The following is a 22,030-nucleotide window of genomic DNA, read 5'->3' as shown; positions in this document are numbered from 1 at the left end:
CCACTACCTTCCGGCGAACCGCTTCCGACGGCTCCGCCCCTCGCCGACGAACCCGCCTGTGCTCGAACATCTCGAACACCTCGGCCACGGACCGGCGATCGGACGCCAGCATCGGCATCGGCATCGGCATCGGCATCGGCATCGGCATCGGCATCGGCATCGGCATCGGCATCGGCAGACGATATGTTCTTAGCGCCTCCGCGACGTGCTGGAGAACCGCTCCCAACACCCCCGTGGGCCAGCGACGAACCCGCCTGCTCGTCGCCCGCGCCAGCGTCCCCGCCTGCAACCGGCAAGCCTTCCAAGTCCATCGCACGACCAGCGCGCCCGACACCATCCGCGCTGCGCGCGCGTCCCGGCCCTCTGGTCTCGTCCGAGCCCCGTAGCAGTCCCCCGCTCGCATCCTGCTCCGAGCCAGGCGCGTGCCCAGCACCCGCCGACACCTCCGGCCGGCTGGTTCGACCGGAACCTTTGGCCCGGGCCGAGCTCTTGATGCCGCCCGAACTCGCGGCTCTTGTTTTTGCATCGTCCGCTGCGCCCGCACCGGGAATGTCTGCGGCGCGCGCAGCACTGGTCGTGCCGTCGTCGACCGCGGCGCGCCTGTTCGCGCCGTCGTCGACCCCGGCGCGCCTGTTCGCGCCGTCGTCGACCCCGGCGCGCCTGTTCGCGCCGTCGTCGACCGCGGCGTGCCCGTCGTCCGATGAGCGCGTACGCCGGCGACGCGTGGAGCTCGCGCCTTTGGCATCGAGCGAGTCCCACGGGTCAGGCTCATCGGCCTTCGGACGGGCTTTGCCCGAACCAGCACCGTCCAGCGAGTCCCACGGATCGGGCTCGTCGGAGTCCGCACCGCGGCGGGCGGTCGTGCCGAGCTCGAGGGAATCCCAGGGATCCGGCTCTTCGGCCTGGGCCTGGCGTCGTTCGGCTGTGCGGCGGCGCGTTTCGTCCTCGAGGGCGTCCCACGGATCCAGCAGCTCGGGCGCTACGGCACGAATGCCTGAGACCGCCCCGGAGCGGCCCTCGTGCGACGGCCAGGCGTCGTCTTCGTCAGAGGTTCGCCGAGCGGCGGAGGTCCTGCCAGATCGGCGGCGGCTCTCCCCCGCTCCGGTCCCGGCGAAGTTCGCGCCACGAGCCCGCGGCGTAACACCAGACGAGTCCACCAGGTCGGTTGCCGGCGATTCCGCCGCGTCGCTTGGTGATTCACCAGCCGAAGTAGTTGCTGCAGGCAAGTTGTCGGACTGCGGCGGTCCGCCGGGCGTGGCGCCGCGGCGGGCACGAGCTGAGTTCGAGGCCGCTGACGTGCGGCTCTGCGTGCGGGTGGCCCGAGAGGTCTCGGACCGGGAATTCTCTGCCCGGGAGGCGTCGCTTGCAGACGTCTCCGGGGCGGGAGAGCTGGACCGCCCCCGGGTGCGGTCCGCGGCGTCGTCGCGGTCCGCACCGTCGGGGGTCCAGAGGGTGGAGCCGGTTGGCCCGTCAGCCAGGAGCTTGCGGGCCAACGCCAGCCGCTCGGCCTGGCTCAGGCCGGTGGCGGACTGGGGATCAGAAGTCGACATCGACCTCGACCGGCGGCGTGTCGGCAGCGACCTCGCCCTGGCCGATGCCCATCTTCTCCTTGATCTTCTTCTCCAGCTCGTTGGCCAGATCGGGGTTGTCGCGCAGGAAGTTCCGCGCGTTCTCCCGGCCCTGGCCGAGCTGGTCGCTCTCGTAGGTGAACCAGGCGCCGGCCTTGCGGACGAAGCCCTGCTCGACGCCGAGGTCCAGCAGGCTGCCCTCGCGGCTGATGCCCTGGCCGTAGATGATGTCGAACTCGGCCTGCTTGAACGGCGGGGCCACCTTGTTCTTCACGACCTTGACCCGGGTCCGGTTGCCGACGAAGTCGGTACCGTCCTTCAGCGACTCGATCCGGCGGACGTCCAGCCGGACCGACGCGTAGAACTTCAGCGCCTTACCACCGGTCGTGGTCTCCGGGGAGCCGAACATCACGCCGATCTTCTCGCGCAGCTGGTTGATGAAGATCGCGGTGGTGTTGGTCCCGCTGACCGCACCGGTCATCTTGCGCAGCGCCTGGCTCATCAGCCGGGCCTGCAGACCGACGTGGCTGTCACCCATCTCGCCCTCGATCTCGGCCCGCGGCACCAGCGCGGCCACCGAGTCGATCACGACGATGTCGATCGCGCCGGAGCGGATCAGCATGTCGGCGATCTCCAGGGCCTGCTCACCGGAGTCGGGCTGGGAGATCAGCAGGGCGTCGGTGTCCACCCCGAGCTTGCGGGCGTAGTCGGGGTCGAGAGCGTGCTCGGCGTCGATGAAGGCGGCGATACCGCCGGCCCGCTGGGCGTTCGCGACGGCGTGCAGCGCGACGGTGGTCTTACCCGACGACTCCGGGCCGTAGATCTCCACCACGCGACCGCGCGGCAGCCCGCCGATCCCCAGCGCGACGTCGAGCGCGATCGACCCGGTCGGGATGACCTCGATCGGCGCCCTGCCCTGCTCACCCAGCCGCATCACGGAGCCCTTGCCGCACTGCCGCTCGATCTGCGTCAGCGCGGTCGCCAGCGCCTTCTCGCGATCCGCCGCGGCCCGCTCCGCACTCGCTGCTGCACCAGCCATCTGACTGCCACCTGACCCATCTAGTCGTTTCGGACCGCTGACCCAGCCGCCCGGAGGAATTTCGTTGTCGTCAGAGAAGGTATGGGTTGCCACCGACAATTTCCGGAGCGGTCCTGAATCTGTGGACAACTCCCGGCCTCGTCCGCGAAACCCGTACGGCACAAAATAACCCGAACACGTGTTCGAATCCCAACTGACACGCCGACAACTGTCGAGAACCCGCCGGCCCCTACGCTTGCCGACGTGACCGACCGTCCCGACGTCCCCGATTCCGCCGTCATCCTGGCACTCAGCCGGGTCGAGTTCGGCATCGATTCGGTGCTCGACGCGCTCCGCACCCAGGACCCGTTCGGCATCCGCAGCATCCTGACCGAGTACTCCGCCCAGGAGCAACCCAACCTCGCCGAGAAGGCGCTCATCCTGGCCATCGACCGGCTGCTCCGGATGAAGGTGCCCGGTCACACCGAGTGGCCGACGCTCCCGCTGGCGGAGCGCTGCGACTGGTGGGTCGAGCGGCTGGGCGGGTTCGCCGCGGTGGTCGCGGGGCTCCCCCGGCTCAGTGGCGCGGCCGCGGACGCGCTCCCGATCAAGGACACCCTCGGCGCCGCCGTACAGGCGATGGTGATCGGCGCCGTCTGCCGCGAGTACGGCGTGGAGGCGCATGCGGACCGTACGGCGGTGATCGCCCGGGTCCTGACCAGCCGGCCGATCACGCCGGACGACGTGCTCCGGTACGACGACCCGACGCAGGCCGGCCAGGACGTGGCCAAGCAACTGGGTCTCGGCGACGACTCGGAGGAGCGCGGACTTCGCCAGGGAGTCCGGCTCGTATGGCGGATCTCCAAGCTGTTCGGCGGGCTCGGCGAGGTCTTCGAGGACCGCCCACGCGGCAGCCTCGGCGCACGAGCGATCGGCAAGCTCCCGGGCGTCGGTCTGGTCGGTGGCTTCTTCGACGAGCGCAAGGGCATCCGCAAGGCCGCGTACGCCGCTGCCGACCTGCTGACCAGCAGCGCGTTCCGCGTTAAGCCGGTCTGACCCAGCCGCGAAGCGCCCGTCGATCGCAGCCACGAACTGCACCTGTGCGAGCCCGGTCCGCGCTGCGATGATCAGGGCATGAGTTCGTCGATCAGCATCGTCCGGCCGGACCCCACCTGGGCGGCGCAGTTCGCCAAGACCGCCGAGACCATTCGCAGGATCGTCGGCGACACCGTCACCCGCATCGACCACATCGGCTCGACCGCTGTCCCCGGTCTGGCGGCCAAGGACGTGCTCGACATCCAGGCGACGGTCGCCGGCGAACCCCAGCTCGACGACGCCGCGGAGCTGCTCGTCGCCGCCGATTGGGAGCTCAGGCCGCCACGCCGCGACCATCCGGTTCCTGGTCTGCCGGCCGAGGAGCTGCAGTGGGTCAAGCGGCTGGTCGTCGAACCGATGTACCGCCGCCGGGTCAACCTCCACATCCGGGTCGAGGGCCACGCCAACCAGCGGTACGCGCTGCTCTTCCGCGACTATCTGCGCGCTCACCCGGACACGGCAGCGGCGTACGGCACGTTCAAGGAGCGAGCGGCGGCCCTGCCGTTCGAGACCGTGGGCGACTACGCCGATCTGAAGGATCCCGTCTGCGACCTGATCTACCTGCCGGCCGAGGAGTGGGCCGAGCGGACCGGCTGGACGCCGTAGCTCCCCCGCAGAGCGTGACCGCAGTACTACTCCGCGCTCGTTGACGCCTCCTGCGGTTGCGAGGACGCTGGATCGCGGGGGTGCCGTCGTCGTTGACCCGGCGGACGGCGGGCCGGCGGTTGCCCCGGGGGGCGTGATCGGAGTGAGCGGAATCGGCCGGCTCGCGGCGTTGCCGTGCGGCAAGGTGTCCAAGTGGGTCGTTCTGGTGCTCTGGATCGCCGCGATCGCGGTGTCCTTCAGCCCGGCCGGCAAGCTGACCGGCGCACAGGACAACGACGCGGTGTCCTGGCTGCCCGGCAACGCCGAGTCCACGGAGGTGCTGCAGGCAACGGCCCGGTTCAGCTCGCCGGACGAGATCCCGACGGTGCTGGTCTACGAACGGCCGGCCGGACTGACCCCGGCGGATCAGCAAGCAGTCGCCGCCCACGTCACGGCGTACGGCGAACTGCAGGACGTCGACCGAGAGGTGATCGGTCCGCTCCCCTCTGAGGACGGCCAGGCGCTACAGGTGATCGTGCCGATCAACGCCGGCTCGGGTGGTTGGGAAACGCTTGGCGAGCGGGTCGCCGATCTGCAACGGATCGCCGCCGACCGGCCTGACGGGCTGAGCTTCCACGTCACCGGGCCAGGCGGGACCGCTGCCGACTCGCAGAAGGCGTTCGAAGGGATCGACGGCAAGCTGCTCTACTCGGCGGCCGCGGTGGTCATCGTGATCCTGCTGCTCACCTACCGCAGCCCGGTGCTCTGGCTGCTTCCCCTGATCTCAGCGGGGACTGCTCTGTTCGCGTCCCAGGCCGTTGTCTACCTCTTGGCGTCCAGAGCCGACCTGACGGTGAACGCCCAGAGCGCGGGAATCCTCACTGTGCTGGTGTTCGGCGCTGGGACGGACTACGCCTTGCTGCTGGTCGCCCGCTATCGCGAGGAGCTGCGGAGGCATGAGGATCGGCACGAGGCAATGGCGTTCGCCCTGCACCGGTCCGGACCAGCGATCGTTGCCTCCGGCTCCACTGTGGTCGCCGGCATGCTCTGCTTGCTGCTGGCATCGATGAACTCGACCAGCGGACTCGGTCCGGTCGCAGCGGTCGGCATCGTCGTTGCGCTGCTCGCCATGCTGACCCTGCTGCCGGCACTGCTCGTCATCTGCGGCCGCTGGGTCTTCTGGCCGTTGCGACCGACCTACGGCTCCGCGGACCACACCGAGACCAGCATCTGGGGCCGGATCGGTCGCCGAATCGCTGTCCGGCCCCGGCTGACCTGGGTGACCACCACAGTCCTGCTGGGAGCCGCCGCGCTCGGCATGCTGACGCTGAACCCGGACGGGTTGTCCAACGAAGAGTCCTTCACCGGTACGCCGGACTCAGTGATCGGCGAGCGCATCGTCGCCGCGCACTTCCCCGCCGGAGCCGGCAACCCGCTGGTTGTCGTCAGCAATGCCGACCAGGCCTCCGCCGTCAGTGCTGCGCTGGAGTCGACCCAGGGCGTCGCTGCAGTGGCTGAGCCACGGACCGCCGACGGGCTGGCCTACATCGAGGGGACGCTGCAAGCTCCGGCCGACAGCCAGGCCGCGAAGGACACCGTCGATCGCGCCCGAGCCGCCGTCCACGCGGTGCCGAACGCCGACGCGCTCGTCGGCGGCGGTACGGCGATCCTGTTGGACACGCAGCGCGCCGCTGACCGCGACAACAAGATCATCATCCCGGCTGTACTGGTGGTCGTCCTGCTGATCCTGGCGGTGCTGCTGCGGTCGCTGCTGGCTCCCGTGCTGCTCGTGGCGACCGTCGTCCTGTCGTTCGCGGCCGCGCTCGGGATCAGCTCGCTGATCTTCACCCAGGTGCTCGGATTCGAAGGGGCGGACTCGTCGCTGCCGTTGTTCGTTTTCGTCTTCCTGGTGGCGCTGGGCATCGACTACAACATCTTCCTGATGACCCGGGTGCACGAGGAGGCCAAGCAGCACGGGACCCGGCGTGGCGCGCTGATCGGAGTCGCCGCGACCGGTGGGGTGATCACCTCGGCCGGGCTGGTGCTGGCCGGCACGTTCGCGGTCCTGGCGACGCTGCCGCTGGTGGCGTTCGCGGAGATCGGGATCGCGGTGGCGCTCGGCGTACTGCTGGACACGATCGTGGTCCGGTCGGTGCTGGTGACCGCGCTGAACCTCGACATCGGCCGGCACCTGTGGTGGCCGAGCAAGCTGGCACAGCGGCGTGACCCCGAGCCGGAGGCGCCGCTGCCCGAGCCGGAAACGACTCTGGCGAGCAGCTAGGTTCTGCTGCTCGCCAGAGTGCGGGGGTTGCTCGTCAGCGTTCGTTGGGCGGGAGCTGGAGGTGCGCCCAGACGGCCCGCCAGACCGTCTTGGCGTGCTCACCCTCGGCCAGCGCTTCGGCGACAGTACGCCCGCCGAGGCCACTGATCACCTGCGTCTCGGCCCAGGTCCGCGAGTACGCCGGGCCGAGCGCATTGTCCATCCGGTCCCAGAATTCGGTGAGCCTCATGCCCGCCCGTCATCCTGCGGGGGTCGGCCCCAGCCCGGCTGCTGCCCTTGCGGCGGCTGACCCTGCTGAGGAGGCTGACCCTGCTGCGGGGGCTGGCCCTGCTGGGGCGGCTGGCCCCAGCCACCTTGCTGCGGCGGCTGCTGCTGGTGCGGGGGCTGGCCCCAGCCCGGTCCACCCTGCTGCGGCGGGCCCTGCTGACCACCCCACTGGCCGGGCTGACCTTGCTGCGGCTGCCCCGGGTACTGCGGCTGGCCCGGGTACTGCGGACCACCGGGCGGCCCGTACTGCGGTCCCTGCGGACCAGGCTGTCCGTACTGCCCTGGCTGCTGTCCGTACTGACCAGGACCCTGCGGACCGCCGTACTGCGGGCCCTGGGGACCCCACTGGCCCGGCTGCGGCTGCCCCGGGTACTGCCCGTACTGGCCGCCGCCCTGATAGGGCTGCTGCTTGTTGCGGCTCCGCAGCACGAAGAACACCACCGCGGCCGCGGCCAGAAGCACCAGGACGATGATCAGGATGATCGCCCAGAGCGGGAACGAACTGCCGGCCTCCGAGGTCAGCGAAACCTTGCCCAGCTTGTCCAGGCTGTCGTACGTCGCGGTGCGGCCGTCGATCTGCGCGCCGTCGTCGTGCTCGAGGATCTTGCCCGGCATGGTGATCTTGAAGTTGATCACCGGCTGCTGGACGCTCTCCGGGAGCTCCCGGCTCAGGCTGCTGTCCTTGACGCTGACGACGAACTTGTCGCCGTCCTTGCGGAAGCCGACGCCGCTGGTCGTGGAGGTGCCCATGTCGGCGAACGACACGCTGTCGAACGAGCACTCCGACCCGACGTACTTGTCGTCTTCGAACGGCTTGCAGCTGACACCTTCGGTCTCGGTCTTCGTGATCCCGGTGTCGATCTGCTTGCGGATGGCGTCCAGCGACTGGCCGCTGGACTCGACCAGCTGCTTGTCGACGCCGAGCTTCATGCTGCCCGAGACCGTCTCGTTCGAGTTCACCTTGAAGTCGGCGTCGAGCTTCACGCACCCGGTCAGACCGACCAGACACGCGACGACGACCAGCGCCATGCGCAAGCGGTTCTTCATGGCGCAGATCATTCCAGACCAGGGGGACACCACGCGTCCGGGCTCCGGTCCGTGACGCGCCGGACGAAAACTGTCGGAGCGACCCGGCAAGATGGACAGCGTGCAGAAGTCCACCGCGCTCAGCCGCTTCTCGCCCGCCACCCGGGCGTGGTTCGGCGACGTCTTCGAAGCGGCCACCCCGGCCCAGCTCGAGGCGTGGGACGCGATCACCGCGGGCCGGGACGCGCTGGTGGTCGCGCCCACCGGTTCGGGCAAGACGCTGGCCGCCTTCCTGTGGGCGCTGGACCGCCTGGCCACCACTCCGCCGCCGAACGACCCGAAACAGCGCTGCCGAGTGCTCTACGTCTCACCGCTCAAGGCGCTCGCGGTCGACGTCGAGCGCAACCTGCGCGCCCCCTTGATCGGTATCCGGGAGACCGCCCGCCGGCTAGGTGAGGCGCCGATCGACGTCGAGGTCGCGGTCCGCTCCGGCGACACCCCGGCCAGCGAGCGTCGCAAGTTCGCGACCAAGCCGGCCGACGTACTGATCACGACGCCGGAGTCCTTGTTCCTGCTGCTCACGTCGCAGGCTCGGGAGTCGCTGCGGGGCGTCGAGACGGTCATCATCGACGAGGTGCACGCGGTCGCCGGCACGAAGCGCGGCGCGCACATGGCGCTCACGCTGGAGCGGCTGGACGCGCTGCTACCCAAGCCGGCTCAGCGGATCGGGCTGTCGGCCACAGTCCGGCCGGTCGAGGAGGTCGCCCGGTTCCTCGGCGGCGAGCGGCCGGTGACGGTGGTGCAGCCGAAGTTCACCAAGCAGTGGGACCTGAGCGTCGTCGTACCGGTCGAGGACATGGCCGAGCTGGCGACCACCGAGATCGAGACGTCCGGATCGGCGGCGGGTCCGCCCCGGCACGCGTCGATCTGGCCGCATGTCGAGGAGCACGTCTTCGATCTGATCTCGGAGCACAGCTCGACGATCGTCTTCTCCAACTCACGCCGCCTGGCCGAGCGGCTCACCGCCCGGCTCAACGAGATCGCCGCCGAGCGAGCCGAGCTGGAGTTGCCGGACGCCGGGTCGCCGGCGCAGTTGATGGCACAGTCCGGCGCATCGTTGGCCGCGCCGCCGTTGATCGCCAGGGCGCACCACGGATCGGTCAGCAAGGAGCAGCGCGCACTGATCGAGGCCGATCTGAAGTCCGGACGGCTGCCGTGCGTGGTCGCGACGAGCAGCCTGGAGCTCGGCATCGACATGGGCGCGGTCGACCTGGTGATCCAGGTGGAGGCGCCGCCGTCGGTCGCCAGCGGGTTGCAGCGAGTCGGACGGGCCGGTCACCAGGTCGGGGCGACGTCCCGCGGGGTGCTGTTCCCGAAGTTCCGCGGCGACCTGGTCGACACCGCCGTGGTGGTCCAGCGGATGCGCGACGGGCTGATCGAGAGCCTGCACATCCCGGCCAATCCGCTCGACGTGCTCGCCCAGCAGATCGTCTCGATCGTTGCCCTCGACACCGTTGACGTCGACGAGCTGTACGCGCTGGTCCGCCGGTGTGCGCCGTTCGCCACGCTGCCGCGTTCGGCGTACGACGGGGTGCTGGACATGTTGTCGGGGCGCTACCCCTCGGACGAGTTCGCCGAGCTGCGACCGCGGATCGTCTTCGACCGGGTCAGCGGTGAGATCTCCGGCCGGCCGGGGGCCCAGCGGCTCGCGGTGACCAGCGGCGGGACGATTCCGGACCGCGGGCTGTTCGGGGTCTTCCTGGTCGGCGAGTCGACCAATCACCGCGTCGGTGAGCTGGACGAGGAGATGGTCTACGAGTCGCGGGTGGGCGACGTGTTCACGCTCGGCGCGTCCAGCTGGCGGATCGAGGACATCACTCACGACCGGGTGCTCGTCTCGCCGGCGCCCGGTCAGCCCGGGCGGCTGCCGTTCTGGAAGGGCGACGCGGTCGGACGGCCGGCCGAGCTCGGAGCGGCGACCGGCGCCTTCGTCCGGACGATGGCTTCGCTACCGCCGGCCAAGGCGATCAAGCGCGCCCGCGACGCCGGCCTCGACGAGTACGCGGCGAACAACCTGGTCGCCTACCTCGGCGAGCAGCGCGACGCGACCAGCCGGGTGCCGGACGACGTGACGATTGTCGTCGAGCGCTTCCGCGACGAGCTGGGCGACTGGCGGGTCTGCATCCATTCGCCGTACGGCGGTCAGGTGCACGGCCCGTGGGCGCTGGCGATCGCCGCGCGGCTGCGCGAGCGGTACGGGATGGACGCCCAGTCGGTCTCGGGCGACGACGGGATCGTGTTGCGGCTGCCAGAGACCGACGAGCCGCCGCCGGGCGCGGAGCTGGTGCTGTTCGATCCGGCCGAGATCGAGGATCTGGTGACTGCCGAGGTCGGCGGATCCGCCCTGTTCGCGGCGCGCTTCCGGGAGTGTGCCGCGCGGGCTCTGCTGCTCCCCCGGCGGAATCCAGGACGGCGTTCGCCGTTGTGGCAGCAGCGGCAGCGATCCGCGCAGCTGCTCAGTGTGGCCAGCAAGTACGGGTCGTTCCCGATCGTGCTGGAGACGCTGCGCGAGGTGCTACAGGACGTCTACGACCTGAACGCGCTGAAGGACTTGCTGACCGGGATCGGTGAGCGGCGGATCTCCGTGGTCGAGGTGGAGACTCCGGAGGCGTCGCCGTTCGCGAAGTCGCTGCTCTTCGGCTACGTCGGCGCCTTCATGTACGAGGGCGACGCGCCGCTAGCGGAAAAGCGCGCGGCGGCGCTGGCCCTCGACCAGAGCCTGCTGGCTGAGCTGCTCGGGCGGACCGAGTTGCGGGAGCTGCTCGACGCCGAAGTCGTACTGCGGACCGAGGCCGAGCTGCAGCGGCTGGCGGAGGACCGCCGCGCGCGCGACGCCGAGGGGCTGTTCGACGTGCTGCGGTTGGTTGGGCCGCTGTCGCTGCACGAAGCCTCGCAACGCTGTGTGGACGGATCCGACGCGGAGGCCTGGCTGACGGACTTGGCCGCGGCTCGCCGGGTGGTCCGGGTTCGCGTCGCGGGTGAACACCGGTGGGCTGTCGTCGAGGACGTCGCCCGGCTGCGTGACGCGCTCGGCGTACCGCTGCCGCCGGGGATCGCCGAAGCGCATGCCGAGCCCGTCGCGGATCCGCTGGGCGATCTGGTGTCGCGCTACGCGCGGACCCACGGGCCATTCCGCGCTGTGGATCTGGCGACTCATCTCGGCATCGGCGTCGCGGTGGTGACCGATGCGCTGCGACGGCTCGGTGCGGCCGGCCGCGTGGTCGAGGGCGAGTTCCTGCCCGGCGGCATCGCGATGGAGTGGTGCGACAGCGAGATCCTTCGGTTGCTCCGGCGTCGGTCACTGGCCGCGCTGCGCAAGGAGGTCGAGCCGGTCGAGCCGGCTGCGCTGGCCCGCTTCCTGCCTGCCTGGCAAGGGATCACGAGCAGCCGCGGCAGAGGGTACGACGTACTGCTCGGCGCGATCGAGCAGCTGGCGGGATGTGCCGTGCCGGCTTCGGCGCTCGAGTCGATCGTGCTTCCGGCCCGCGTACCGGGGTACCAGCCCTCCATGCTGGACGAGCTGACCGCGACGGGTGAGGTGATCTGGGCCGGAGCCGGTTCGCTGCCGGGGACGGACGGGTGGGTCTCGCTGCATCTCGCGGACAACTGCGACCTCACGCTGCCGGACGTCGATCCTGCGTTCGAGATCGGTGAGACGCATCAAGCAGTGCTGGATGCCTTGTCCGGAGGCGGCGCGTTCTTCTTCCGGCAGCTCAGTGACGCGGTGGGTGCGGCGGCCGGTGTGGTCGACGACGAAACGCTCGTCGGGGTGCTCTGGGATCTCGTCTGGGCTGGGCAGCTGACCAACGACACGCTCGCTCCGGTGCGTTCCCTGGTCGGAGGTGGTCGCGGAAGCCACCGGACGAAACGGGCTGCACCGCGGGCACGGCCTGGGCGAGCGCCGAGACCGGGACGACCGGCGATGCCCTCACGCAGCGGTCCGCCGACCGCCGGTGGGCGATGGTCGTTGCTGCCGGAGCGGAGTGAGGACGCGACGCGCCGGGCGCATGCCGCGGCGGAGACCCTGCTGGATCGCTACGGGATCGTCACGCGGGGCTCGGTGATCACCGAGCGAACTCCGGGTGGGTTCGCGGCGGTCTACAAGGTTCTGAGCGCCTTCGAGGAGTCCGGCCGGTGTCGCCGCGGGTACTTCGTGGCCGGGCTAGGAGCGGCGCAATTCGCGCTTCCGGGGGCGGTCGACCGGTTGCGGGCGATGGCCGACGGGGGCGTGGCGCGGCAACAGGAAGAGCAGGCCGCGCGCGCCGTCGTACTGGCTGCTTCGGATCCTGCGAATCCGTACGGGGCAGCACTGCCATGGCCTGAGCGGGAGAACGCCGGCGGACATCGACCGGGACGGAAGGCCGGCGCGCTGGTCGTGCTCGTCGACGGCAAACTCATCGTGTACGTCGAGCGCGGCGGGCGAACAGTGCTCAGCTTCACCGAGGATCCCGACATGCTGCAGCCGGGGGTCGACGCGTTGGCCCTCGCGATCAGGGACGGGCATCTGGGCAAGCTGAGCGTGGAGACTGCGGACGGCGAACAGGTGCGCCACACAGCCTTCGGTGACGCACTGGCCAAGGCGGGCTTCCACGCGACGCCGCGCGGGCTGCGGCTGCGCGTCTGAGGCGGCCGGCATGCCCGAGGGAGACACCGTCTGGCGCGCGACCAAACGGCTCGATCAAGCCCTGGCCGGGAACGTGCTGACCAAGACCGATTTCCGCGTCCCGGCGCTCGCCACGACCGACTTGAGCGGCCGGACAGTGGTCGAGGTCGTGCCGCGTGGCAAGCATCTGCTGATGCGGCTGTCCGGCGGGATGACGATCCACAGCCACTTCCGGATGGACGGGAGCTGGCATCTGTACAAGCCTGGCGAGCGGTGGAAGGGCGGTCCGGACCACCAGGTGCGGGCGGTGCTGGAGACCGACTCGTGGGTCGCTGTCGGCTATCGGTTGCCGGTGCTGGAACTGGTCGCGACTGACGCCGAGGACACCGTGGTCGGGCATCTTGGGCCCGATTTGCTCTCGCCGTCGTTCGACCGAGCGCTCGCGCTGGCGAACCTGGCTGCCGAGCCGGACCGGACGATCAGCGAGGCGCTGCTCGATCAACGCAATCTCGCCGGTATTGGGAATCTCTACCGCAACGAGGTCTGTTTCCTGCTGGGGCTGTATCCCTGGCGACGGGTCGCGACGGTCGATCTCGAGGCCGCGGTGGACCTCAGCCGGCGGCTGATGAAGGCGAACCTGCGGCACGGTTCGCAGGTCACCACCGGCGTGGACCGGCCGGGCCGGCGGACCTGGGTGTTCGAGCGGCGCGGCAAGCCGTGTCTGCGGTGCGGCACGACGATCCAGACCGCCCAGATCGGCGAACCGCCGCAGGACCGGGTCACCTTCTGGTGCCCGCGCTGCCAACCCGAGAACTGAGCTGTGGACAACCCAATTGCAGGGGTCGGGAACGGATACCTTCTTTGACGAGATCGAACACCTGTTCGACTCGGAGAGGAGAAGGTCATGTCCGACATCCGCCGAGAGCCGCCGAGCGCGGAGTACGCCGTCAGGGTGCTGAGGCTGATCCGATCGCATGGGTGGGTTGTCGAGCACGTCGCTTCGCCGGACGGCCGAAGGCCGGCGATCACGTCGACGGTCGGCCTGTGCCTGCGCGGGCATCCCGAGTTCGTGGTGTTCGGTTGCGATGCACTGGAGGGTTTCATGCTCCTGGAGCCGCTGGCGCTGGCCGTCGAGAGCGGAGAACGTTTCGACTCCTGCGCCGAGCTGACCGACCTCTACGCCGGACCGGAGCAGTTCGGGCTGATCTCCTACCCGAACCCCAGGCGGCACCTGGCGACGGCGAACGAGTTGTTCCGCCGGGAGGGTGACGCACCGATCCCGGCGCTGCTGCTTTTCCGCTCGGGCAGCCCGGAGACACCGACGCCGTCCGGCACGGCGCCGCCTGCTCGATTCACGTCGTACCGCGTCTCGACGTACGAGGCATTGCGCACCGCCCGCCTGACGGAGGCGCAGTGATCGCGCCGGTGTACGCCGGAACGGCAGTGCGGGAAGCCTGTGGATCAGGCCGCGACGACCTCGGGCTCGATCCTCGTGTGGGCCAGCACCAGAGCCTCTTCGCGGGCCAGGTCCTCGCTCACCTCGGCGAAGATCATCGAGAGCGGGACATCGAGGGCCGTGCAGATCGCTGCCAGCAGCTCGCTCGAGGCTTCCTTCTGACCGCGCTCCACCTCGGAGAGGTAGCCCAGGCTCACCCGGGCCTCGGCGGACACCTCGCGCAGAGTGCGCCCCTGGCGCAGCCGCTTACGCCGCAGTACGTCGCCCAGCAGGCCACGAACCAGCACCATGAGGTTTCTCCCTTCCGCCTGTCGGACCGAACCTACTCGCACCGTAGCTCGACCGTCGGAACCCACGGTACCCGCTGCAAGGTCACTACTCCTGGCAACGTCCAGCTTCGGTGCGCCGCTCCAGTCTGCCCTACCTGTGCCCATGCTGGTCTCAACACCCCGATCACTGTGAATCTTCCGCCATCAACTCTGCTCCGAGCCGCAGGACCGCCTCGACACTCCCCCAGCGCACGGCACTTCGATCCCCCCTCAGCGACAGCTTGCGGACCAGCACCGTGCCCGGACCGGCGGCAGCGACGTACACCGTGCCGGCCTGGATCCCGGCCTGCGGATCCGGTCCGGCCACACCGGTCGTGGCGAGGCCGTAGACGGCCCCCAGCCGCTCCCGGACGCCCACCGCCAAGGCCGAGGCCGTGTCGGCGTGCACAGGACCGACAGCGGCCAGCAGATCCTTGGGAACGCCGGCCAGGGTCGCCTTCAAGTCGGTGGCGTAGACGATCACGCCGCCGCGGTAGACGGCCGAGATTCCCGGCACGTCGGTCAGCGTCGAGCCGACCAGGCCTCCCGTCAGCGACTCGGCGGTGGCGACGGTGGCTTCCCGCTGTTTCAGCAGTTCCACGAAGCGCGCGAGGGCGTCGTCCAGGCCGCGGTGGTCTCGACCGGCGGCGTCGGCGATCGGCGGATTCGCGCCATCGTGCGGCGCGGGCGTGTCGGACCGAGTCATGGAAGGGGACGTTTGGCGGCTGCGCGCAGACGGAGCGCGCGACCCACGTAGTCGAGACCGGTTGCGATCGTCACGAGGACGGCCGCGGCCATGAACCCCACGGCGGTCCAGTGCAGGACGGCCACCGAGTGCCAGGGAAGGAGGTAGAGACCGAGTGCGATCGCCTGCAGCACCGTCTTCAGCTTGCCGCCGCGGCTGGCCGGCATCACGCCGTGCCGGATCACCCAGAACCGGAGCGCGGTCACCCCCCACTCGCGGACCATCACCACGATGGTGACCCACCACGGCAGGTCGCCGAGCAGGGACAGCCCGATGAAGGCAGCCCCGGTGAGCGCCTTGTCCGCGATCGGGTCGGCGATCTTGCCGAAGTTCGTGACCATGTTCCAGCGGCGCGCGATGTCGCCGTCGAACCGGTCGGTGACGATCGCGACCACGAAGGCGGCCGTCGCGAGCAGCCGGTTCCCGTCGTCGGCCCCCGCATCGCGCAGCAGCAACCAGACGAACAACGGCACCAGAGCGAGCCGCAGTACCGTCAGCGCGTTCGCCACGTTCCAGGCGCTCGGAGCGCTGAGCGGACCGGCGGCCGCGCGCGGCACCGGATTCGTCGGCGGGATCGTCACGCCGTCAGGTTAGCTGCCCGGGCGACTTCCTGGGGTTGCACGTGCGCGGCGTACTGCGCGACGAGGTCTACTCCCTCGCTCGCCATCACGGTGGCAGCGACAAGATCTCCGACCGCCAAACCGGTGGGCAGACCGGTCAGCGTCGTGGAGCCGTCGACCTCAGGGCCCTGGTGGGCGGCGCGGCCTTCGGCACTGTCGCCGTCGATCGATTCGACCAGGACCTCGACCGTCTCACCGATCCGCGCCTCGGCGCGGGCCGACGTCAGCTCTTCGGCCAGCCGGGTGACCCGGTCGAGCCGGGCCGCGATCGTGTCCTCGTCCAGCTTGCCGTCGTAGGTCTCGGCTTCGGTGCCGTCCTCGTCGGAGTACCCGAACACCCCGATCGCGTCGAGCCCGGCGCGGGAAAGGAAGTCGCAGAGAATGTCCACATCTTCCTCGGTCTCCCCCGGGAAACCGACGATCACATTGCTCCGGATTCCCGCGGTCGGCGCCTGGGCCCGAACCGACTCGATCAGTTCGAGGAACCGCTCCGCATCGCCGAACCGGCGCATCCGGCGCAGCAACGGGCCGGACGCGTGCTGGAACGACAGGTCGAAGTACGGCACGACTCCGGGCGTCGAGGCCATGGCGCTGATCAGCGTCGGGCGCATCTCGGCCGGCTGCAGGTACGAGACCCGGACCCGGGTCAGCCCCGGCACCGCCGCGATCTCGCCGACCAGCGTCTCGAGCAGCCGCAGATCGCCCAGATCCTTGCCGTACGACGTCGAGTTCTCCGACACCAGGAAGACCTCGCGCACGCCGTTCTCGGCGAGCCAGTGGGCCTCGCCGAGCACCTCGGTCGGGCGCCGCGACACGAACGCGCCCCGGAAGGCGGGGATCGCGCAGAACGCGCAACGCCGGTCGCAGCCCGACGCCAGCTTCAGCGGCGCCATCGGGCCACCGTCCAAGCGCCGCCGCATTACGCGCGGTCCGCTGGCCGGGGCGCTCATCAGGTCCGGCGCGTCGATGGTCAGTTCCGACCGCTCGGACGGCTTGACCGCGCGACCCTTCAGCTCGGCGGTGGCGCCGGACGTCAGCCCGTCGACGTCCGCCGCTGCGTCCGTGGTGCTGCCGTTCACCGGCTTCAGCGAGGTGGGAATGTGAGAGCCGTTCACTGCTACGTCGCCGTGGCCTGGCACCGCAACGTCGTGGACGCTGGCGCGGTCGGCCGGTGCGAGGGGCAGCAGCTTGCGACGGTCGCGCGGTACGTGCGACTGGTGCTTGGTGCCGGACAGGATCGACCGCAGCTTGTCGGAGATGTCCGCGTAGTCGTCGAAGCCGAGCACGGCGTCGGTCTCGGGCAACGCGTCGGCCAGCTGCTCGCCGTACCGCTCGGCCAGGCAACCGACCGCGACGACGGCCTGCGTGCGGCCGGAGTCCTTGTAGTCGGAGGCGGCGAGCAGCGTGTCGACCGAGTCCTTCTTCGCGGCCTCGACGAATCCGCAGGTGTTCACCACCACGGTGTCCGCCTCGGAGGCATCCTCCACCAGCCGGAAGCCACCGGCCTCGAGTCGGCCGGCCAGTTCCTCGGAGTCCACATCGTTGCGTGCACAGCCCAGCGTGACCAGGGCGACAGTCGTGGGGTTCGTAGTCATCACCCCGAGTATGACTGCTGGCACCCCCGCGCCCATAACCAACCACCTCGGCCTACCCCCGAGACAGGTGCTAGATGCCCAGGCTCACCCGCACCGGGGACAGGCCGAATCCTCGGTCTACGGCGCCTTCTGGATCGCGCCGGTGGGAGTGATCATGAAGCGTTCCGACTTCGGGGCGACCTTCTGGCCGTTGATCGTGATGACGAGATTCTCCAGCGAGCCCACGGAGACCCTGATCGAGCCGGGATACGTCACGGTCTGCGTGGAGCCGGTGCCGAGCAGGCCCTGGAAGAGCTTCTCGCCGTAGTAGTTGCGCAAGGTGACGTACGAGCCTTCGCCGCTGGCCTTGAGGACCACGACCACCTTGGCGGCTGGGGCCGGCTTCGCGGGAGGCCTGGGCTTCGGGGACGGCGGCGTGGCGGGCGTGGGTTTGGCGGCGGGCGTGGTGACGGCCGGTGTCGGGCTGGCGGTGCGGGAGGCGTTGGCCTCGACGTCGCTCGGCAACGTGAACAGGCGCACCATGCCCCAGCCCATCAATCCGACCAGGATCGCGCCGACCACGACCGCCCACCGCGGGCGGACCGGGTGCAGGCGGGGTTTGCGGGGCTCGATGCGTTCGTCACGACGGGCCCGATCGGGCTCGGTGGGCGGATAGGCCTCGTCGAACGAGGCCAGCAGCGGCGCCGGGTCGGCCTTGACGACCCGGGCGATCGAGCGGATGTGACCGCGCGCGTAGAAGTTGCCGCCGCACCGGGAGAAGTCGTCGGCCTCCATCGCGACCAGCAGACCTGTTCTGATCCGGGTCGCGGCGCTCAGCTGCTCGACCGACAGGCCCGCCCGTTCGCGGGCCGCCGTGAGCTCGCTGCCGATGGTCACGCCCCCACCGCCTCTCCACCGCCCGAGTACTGCACCGATCCGCCGACACCAACTCAACGGCGTTGGCCTGACGGGGTCACGGCAGCGTCAGAACTGTTCCCTGACCGGACATCTCGCGTCCGCCAGCAAGTGCAGCGCCTGAACCACTTCCCCGTTCGACGGTCGCGCCGTCAATCCGAACGGTACCGCGAGAGAGGTCCCGGTGAGGCGTCGATTCGCGTCGGTGGTCCTGCGCGTCGCGGCCGGCATCGCGGCCAGGACCGGTCCGGGGTCGAGCAGGTGCACCGCGATCCGGCCGTCGTCGAGCGGGTGCCGGCGGCGCAGGACAGTGACTTCCTCGATCTCGTCCCAGCGGGTGCCGATCCACTCGTCGCCGATCCGCAGCCGGATGCCGACGCGGTCGGCGACCAGCATGTCCCCGACCGTCAGCGCGCGGGCGCAGATCACCGCGAGCGCGGCGAACGCGGCCGCCGCGATCCAGCGCAGCACACCGGTCGGCGAGGTCGACGCGGAGACCGCGAACCCGACGGCCACCAGCGCGGCGCCGACGGCGAGGCCGCCGTGCACCTCTTGCGACGCCCGCACGGTGAACTCGTTGGCCAGCTCGCCCGGGTCGCCGTCGTACTCGGCGGGGTCGAACTGCGCCGCCTCGTACGAACCGGCGGGGTGGCCGGGACCGGCGTCACGGCGGTTGGTGTCGTGCTCGGTCGACTCGAAGCGTCCGGGCTCGAACTGGCCGCGGGGCATGGTGGTATGGGCCGTCACGGCTCACTCTCCTCGCAGGGTGGCGACGAAATCCTCAAGGTCGTCCGGTTTGACCAGGACGTCGCGGGCCTTGGAGCCCTCGCTCGGCCCGACCACTCCCCGGCTCTCCAGGATGTCCATCAGGCGGCCCGCCTTGGCGAAACCGACCCGGAGCTTGCGTTGCAACATCGATGTGGAACCGAACTGCGTCGACACGATCAGCTCCGCGGCCTGGATCACCAGGTCGAGGTCGTCGCCGATCTCGTCGTCCAGGTCCTTGCTGGGACCAGCGACAGCGGTGACGTCCTCGCGGTACGTCGGCTGCAGCTGTTCCTTGCAGTGCTCGACCACCGCGCGGATCTCGTTCTCGGTGACCCACGAACCCTGGATACGCATCGGCTTGCTCGCGCCCATCGGCAGGAACAAGCCGTCACCCTGCCCGACCAGCTTCTCCGCGCCCGGCTGGTCCAGGATGACCCGGCTGTCAGCCAGCGACGAGGTCGCGAAGGCCAGCCGGGACGGCACGTTCGCCTTGATCAGACCGGTCACGACGTCCACCGACGGCCGCTGGGTGGCCAGCACCAGGTGGATGCCGGCCGCGCGGGCCAGCTGGGTGATCCGGACGATCGAGTCCTCGACGTCGCGGGGCGCGACCATCATCAGGTCGGCCAGCTCGTCGACGATCACCAGCAGGTACGGGTACGGCGTGAGGACGCGCTCGCTGCCCGGCGGCGGCTTGACCTTGCCACCGCGGACCGCCTTGTTGAAGTCGTCGACGTGCCGGAACCCGAAGGCCGCCAGGTCGTCGTAGCGCATGTCCATCTCGCGGACGACCCACTGCAGCGCCTCGGCGGCCTTCTTGGCGTTGGTGATGATCGGCGTGATCAGGTGCGGGATGCCCTCGTAGTTGTTCAGCTCGACCCGCTTGGGGTCGACGAGGATCATCCGGACCTCGTCGGGCGTGGCCCGCATCAGTACCGAGGTGATCAGCGAGTTCACGAACGACGACTTGCCGGAGCCGGTCGCGCCGGCGACCAGCAGGTGCGGCATCTTGGCCATGTTCGCGACCACGAAACCGCCCTCGACGTCCTTGCCCAGCCCGGCCACCATCGGGTGGTGGTCGTTGCGGGCGGTCGCCGACCGGATCACGTCGCCGAGGCTGACGATCTCCTTGTCGACGTTCGGGATCTCGATGCCGATCGCGGACTTGCCCGGGATCGGCGACAGGATCCGCACGTCGGCCGACGCCACCGCGTACGCGATGTTCTTGCTCAGCGCGGTGACCTTCTCGACCTTCACCGCCGAGCCGAGCTCGACCTCGTAGCGGGTGACCGTCGGGCCACGGGTGTAGCCGGTGACCTGCGCGTCGATGCCGAACTGGTCGAACACCTCGGTCAGCCGGTCGACGACCGCGTCGGACGCCTTGGTCCGCGCCTTGTGCACCGAACCCGGCTTCAGGATCTGACCGTCGGGCAGCGTGTAGGTGATGTCGCCGGACAGGCTCAGCTGCTCGACGCGCTGCGGCAGCGGCGTGTGCGGCGGCGGCTCCGGCGCGGACTCGAGCTTGCCCGACTTCGACGACGCAGCCGAGGCGGCGGCGGTCGACGCGGCGATCGGGTCGGAGGCGTCGTGCTCGCCGTCGACGTCGTACGGGTCCTCTTCCACCGGGGGCTTGGTCTTGCGGCCGCGCTTGGAGATCTCGCGACCCTCCAGCACCGGCGAGTCGTACGGCTTGACGGTGGGGTCGCCGTCGTCGTCGAGCGCGGCCTTGGCCCGGCGCTCCTTGCGGGTCAGCCGGACCGTGTCGTCGGTCCCGGCGGTCACCGACGGAGCGTCGGCGGGGATCTCTGTGCGTCCGAGCAGTACATCGAACGCGGCGCGGACGCGCAGCGGGATCGCGTAGATCGGCGTGCCGGTGACCACCAGCGCGCCGAAGATCGTCAGCAGGACCAGCAGCGGCGAGGCGACGTACTGAGTGAGCAGATCGGACAGGAGCGACGAGACGACGTAACCGATCGCGCCGCCGGCGTCCTGCAGCGGCGGGTCGCCCGCTTCGCTCGGCCGCGGGATGCCGTGCGCGATGTGGACCAGGCCGAGGATGCCGAGCGAGATGGAGGTCCAGCCGATGACCTGGCGACCGGCCGGGCCGTTGCGATCGGGGTGGCGCAGCGTGCGGAGCGCGATGAACATCAGCATCAGCGGCACGGCCCAGCCGAGCATGCCGACGCTGCCGCTGACGACCGTGCGGATGGCGTCGCCGACCGCGCCGGGCAGAGTCCACCAGATCGCGGCCGCGACGATCACGGCCAGTCCGATCAGCGCCAGACCGGCGCCGTCGCGGCGGTGCGCGGGATCGAGGTCGCGGGCGCCGTTGCCGACGCCGCGCACGATGCTGCCGAGCAGGTGGGCGAAACCGAGCCAGACCTTGATCAGGCCACGGCCCAGGGCGATCATCGCGGCCGCGAACGGGCCCGCTCCCCCACCGGTTTTGGGCGTGCTGGTCCGCGCGGCGGTGCTGCCACCGCGCTTCGCGCTCTGCCCACGCTTCTGGGCGCCTGACGGACGGGAGCGTCCACCGGCCGCCGATCGCGCCGAACTCGGGCGATTGGCTGCCGACTTCTGCGCCCGCGCCGGGGAAGACGTGCGGGTCGCCATGTCTAGCAGGCTACCCCGAGGACCACTCGAGTCACACGTGTCACACGCCGGTCACGCTGCCCCATCCGTCGCGTCACAGCGTGACCAAGCCGCCCCAACCGTCGCGACGCAGCGCGATCAGGCGGCGTCATCGGTCGCGTCTCAGAATGACCGGGCGGCGGTGTAGCGTCGCTGGGCGGGCCGGGATCGTGAGTGCGGCCGACCGAGTGCGGCCAAGGCGCTGGGCGCCGCGAAGCCGGCCGAGCGCGGCGGATCGGGCGCGGGATCGAGTGCGGCGGACCGGGCGCGGCTGAGCGAGCGCGGCTGAGCGAGGCGGCTGAGCGAGCAGGGATCGAGCGCGGCGGCTGACCGAGCGCGGCTGAGCGAGGCGGCTGACCGAGCGCGGCTGAGCGAGCGCGGCTGAGCGAGCGCGGCGGACCGCGGGATCGAGCGCGGCGGTCTGAGCGAAAGTGCAGCTGCGCGCGGCTACGGAGCGAATGTGGGCTGAGCAAGCACGGGATCGAGCACCGCGGGACGACTCGAGAAAGT

Annotated in this window: 16 protein-coding genes; 6 read left to right on the top strand and 10 right to left on the bottom strand. The window is 70.3% G+C overall.

The features are described 5' to 3' along the window. Positions 1-1,536: 1,536 nt before the first annotated feature. Positions 1,537-2,607, bottom strand: a complete 1,071-nt coding sequence (gene recA / locus ACQPXM_RS17385) for a recombinase RecA (RefSeq protein ID WP_077016697.1) — start codon at positions 2,605-2,607, stop codon at positions 1,537-1,539. A gap of 243 nt (positions 2,608-2,850) precedes the next feature. Between recA and ACQPXM_RS17380 the strand changes: the two genes are divergently transcribed. The 3 genes from ACQPXM_RS17380 to ACQPXM_RS17370 all read left to right on the top strand — a co-directional run bounded on the left by ACQPXM_RS17380 (position 2,851) and on the right by ACQPXM_RS17370 (position 6,547). After that, entirely contained in the window at positions 2,851-3,642 is a 792-nt protein-coding gene (locus ACQPXM_RS17380) for a hypothetical protein (RefSeq protein WP_432949785.1), read from the top strand. 78 nt (positions 3,643-3,720) lie between these two features. Beyond that, complete coding sequence (locus tag ACQPXM_RS17375) at positions 3,721-4,287, top strand: GrpB family protein (RefSeq protein ID WP_432949783.1); 567 nt, start codon at positions 3,721-3,723, stop codon at positions 4,285-4,287. 133 nt (positions 4,288-4,420) lie between these two features. After that, entirely contained in the window at positions 4,421-6,547 is a 2,127-nt protein-coding gene (locus ACQPXM_RS17370) for an MMPL family transporter (protein WP_432949781.1), read from the top strand. 34 nt (positions 6,548-6,581) lie between these two features. Here the strand turns inward: ACQPXM_RS17370 and ACQPXM_RS17365 are convergent, their stop codons facing one another. Beyond that, on the bottom strand, positions 6,582-6,776 hold the full coding sequence (locus tag ACQPXM_RS17365) for a DUF3046 domain-containing protein (protein ID WP_077016700.1): 195 nt from the start codon (positions 6,774-6,776) through the stop codon (positions 6,582-6,584). Beyond that, a complete protein-coding gene (locus tag ACQPXM_RS17360; protein ID WP_432949778.1) occupies positions 6,773-7,861 on the bottom strand; it encodes an LppM family (lipo)protein in 1,089 nt (362 codons plus the stop codon). Before ACQPXM_RS17360 ends, ACQPXM_RS17365 begins: the two co-directional genes overlap by 4 nt. Before the next feature lie 91 nt (positions 7,862-7,952). On the opposite strand from ACQPXM_RS17360, the gene ACQPXM_RS17355 reads away from it, so the two are divergent. The 3 genes from ACQPXM_RS17355 to ACQPXM_RS17345 all read left to right on the top strand — a co-directional run bounded on the left by ACQPXM_RS17355 (position 7,953) and on the right by ACQPXM_RS17345 (position 13,920). Next, entirely contained in the window at positions 7,953-12,524 is a 4,572-nt protein-coding gene (locus tag ACQPXM_RS17355; protein WP_432949776.1) for an ATP-dependent helicase, read from the top strand. A gap of 10 nt (positions 12,525-12,534) precedes the next feature. Next, positions 12,535-13,320: an Fpg/Nei family DNA glycosylase gene (locus tag ACQPXM_RS17350; RefSeq protein WP_432949774.1), complete on the top strand. Its 786-nt coding sequence runs from the start codon at positions 12,535-12,537 to the stop codon at positions 13,318-13,320. An 87-nt stretch (positions 13,321-13,407) separates the two neighbouring features. Continuing rightward, the gene (locus ACQPXM_RS17345) at positions 13,408-13,920 is read left to right on the top strand and encodes a DUF4262 domain-containing protein (RefSeq protein ID WP_432949772.1); all 513 of its coding nucleotides are present in this window, start codon (positions 13,408-13,410) and stop codon (positions 13,918-13,920) included. Between the two features lie 44 nt (positions 13,921-13,964). On the opposite strand, the gene ACQPXM_RS17340 is transcribed toward ACQPXM_RS17345, so the two are convergent. The 7 genes from ACQPXM_RS17340 to ACQPXM_RS17310 form a co-directional block, all read right to left on the bottom strand. After that, positions 13,965-14,249: a helix-turn-helix domain-containing protein gene (locus tag ACQPXM_RS17340; protein WP_077016704.1), complete on the bottom strand. Its 285-nt coding sequence runs from the start codon at positions 14,247-14,249 to the stop codon at positions 13,965-13,967. 163 nt (positions 14,250-14,412) lie between these two features. Further along, positions 14,413-14,973, bottom strand: coding sequence for a CinA family protein (locus ACQPXM_RS17335; RefSeq protein ID WP_432949770.1), 561 nt, complete (start codon positions 14,971-14,973; stop codon positions 14,413-14,415). Then, positions 14,970-15,593, bottom strand: a complete 624-nt coding sequence (pgsA, locus tag ACQPXM_RS17330) for a CDP-diacylglycerol--glycerol-3-phosphate 3-phosphatidyltransferase (RefSeq protein WP_432949768.1) — start codon at positions 15,591-15,593, stop codon at positions 14,970-14,972. Before pgsA ends, ACQPXM_RS17335 begins: the two co-directional genes overlap by 4 nt. Beyond that, entirely contained in the window at positions 15,590-17,227 is a 1,638-nt protein-coding gene (rimO, locus tag ACQPXM_RS17325) for a 30S ribosomal protein S12 methylthiotransferase RimO (protein ID WP_432949766.1), read from the bottom strand. Before rimO ends, pgsA begins: the two co-directional genes overlap by 4 nt. A 117-nt stretch (positions 17,228-17,344) precedes the next feature. Then, positions 17,345-18,103: a RodZ domain-containing protein gene (locus tag ACQPXM_RS17320; protein WP_432949764.1), complete on the bottom strand. Its 759-nt coding sequence runs from the start codon at positions 18,101-18,103 to the stop codon at positions 17,345-17,347. A gap of 87 nt (positions 18,104-18,190) precedes the next feature. Continuing rightward, on the bottom strand, positions 18,191-18,868 hold the full coding sequence (locus ACQPXM_RS17315) for a hypothetical protein (protein ID WP_432949762.1): 678 nt from the start codon (positions 18,866-18,868) through the stop codon (positions 18,191-18,193). A 3-nt stretch (positions 18,869-18,871) separates the two neighbouring features. Then, on the bottom strand, positions 18,872-21,502 hold the full coding sequence (locus ACQPXM_RS17310) for a DNA translocase FtsK 4TM domain-containing protein (protein ID WP_432949760.1): 2,631 nt from the start codon (positions 21,500-21,502) through the stop codon (positions 18,872-18,874). Positions 21,503-22,030: the final 528 nt, after the last annotated feature.

The organism is Kribbella sp. CA-253562 (assembly GCF_050942265.1).
In the GTDB taxonomy this organism is placed as follows: Bacteria; Actinomycetota; Actinomycetes; order Propionibacteriales; family Kribbellaceae; genus Kribbella.
Note: the sequence above shows the minus strand (reverse complement) of the source record. Positions and strands in the feature narration are given on the sequence as shown.